This window comes from Bacillus sp. LR_5 (genome assembly GCF_042709275.1).
In genome coordinates this window covers 1-900 of record NZ_JAVAXX010000645.1, presented here as the reverse complement: position 1 = coordinate 900, position 900 = coordinate 1, and the positions used below count along the sequence as shown (strand labels likewise).

Sequence of the window (900 nt, the reverse complement as noted above, 5' to 3'; positions counted from 1 at the left end):
GCCTTCACCGATGACGATGCAGATAACAGGCACTCGAAGGCCGGCCATCTCAAACAGGTTTTTGGCAATGGCTTCGCTTTGTCCTCTTTCCTCCGCTGCTCGTCCAGGGTATGCTCCCTTCGTATCAATAAAACAGATAATCGGTCGGTTGAATTTGTCAGCCTGTTTCATGAGACGAAGCGCTTTTCGATAGCCTTCAGGGTGAGGCATCCCAAAATTGCGGACTAGGTTTTCTTTCGTGTCTTTGCCGCGCTGATGCCCGATAACCGTTACAGGAAGGCCATGGAACTTCGCAATCCCGCCGACAATGGCTTCATCGTCCCCGTACGCTCTGTCTCCGTGACATTCAAAAAAGTCGGTAAACAGGTGTTCGATATAATCAAGCGTTGTCGGCCGGTCCGCCAGACGCGCGATTTGAACACGGTCCCAAGGCTTCAGATTTTTGTAAATATCATCCTGAAGCTTAGCGAGACGGTCTTCGAGCCGTTCGATTTCAGCACTTAGATCCATATCGGAATCTTGGGTGAATTTTTTTAGTTCGGCGATTTTGGTTTGCAGTTCAATGACCGGTTTTTCAAATTCTAATCTTGCAGCCACTCTATGTCACCTCCTGTTTGATGCATATCCACCAGATTCTCTAACGTTTTTTTCATATCGTCGCGGTGAATAACCGCATCAAGCTGTCCATGTTTTAATAAAAATTCAGCCGTTTGGAAGTCCTCAGGCAGTTTTTCTCCTATTGTCTGTTCAATAATGCGTCTTCCGGCAAAACCGATTAGCGCGCCAGGCTCAGCGAAATTGTAATCGCCAAGGGATGCAAAGCTTGCTGATACGCCCCCGGTAGTCGGATGCGTCATCACTGAGATAATGAGGCCTTGTTCTTCACTGAACAGTTTTAAG

General features: G+C 47.7%; 1 protein-coding gene and 1 pseudogene. Both read right to left on the bottom strand.

Annotated features, from left to right (window positions below; all coding sequences use genetic code 11):
- A partial coding sequence (gene accA, locus RAC86_RS39210; RefSeq protein WP_377887009.1) for an acetyl-CoA carboxylase carboxyl transferase subunit alpha occupies nt 1-597 on the bottom strand: 597 nt, incomplete at its 3' end.
- Nucleotides 582-900, bottom strand: a pseudogene (locus RAC86_RS39205) (acetyl-CoA carboxylase carboxyl transferase subunit beta); the annotation flags it as partial. The pseudogene RAC86_RS39205 and the gene accA, both read right to left, overlap by 16 nt.